At 58.1% G+C, this 334-nt stretch carries 1 pseudogene; it reads right to left on the reverse strand.

Annotation, left to right across the window (positions count from 1 at the left end):
* A pseudogene (locus OGW44_RS00025) lies at positions 1-334 on the reverse strand (hypothetical protein); the annotation flags it as partial.

Consider the following 334-nt stretch of genomic DNA (forward strand, 5'->3'; position numbering starts at 1 on the left):
ACGTCAGTACCGGTGGAGCCAGTCCCATCAGCCGTAGTTTGACCTTTGTTGTCGATGGTGTTGTCGTTGCCGTCCACGCTAGTGCCGGTGCCGCCATTGGCTGCGCTGGTGTCGCCTTCGTTGATGATTTTGTTGCCGTTACCGTCTACATCCGTACCGGTAGAGCCTGCGCCATCGGCAGTGTTGTTACCCTTGTTGTCGATGGTGTTGCCGTTACCGTCAGCTTTAGTGCCGGTACCACCGCCAGTGGCGCTGTTGTCACCGGTGTTGTTAATGTCGTTGCCGTCGCCGGTCACGTCTGTACCGGTGGAGCCTGCACCGTCGGCAGTGTTTT

The sequence above is a fragment of the Citrobacter sp. Cb023 genome, assembly GCF_030336805.1.
GTDB lineage: Bacteria > Pseudomonadota > Gammaproteobacteria > Enterobacterales > Enterobacteriaceae > Citrobacter > Citrobacter braakii.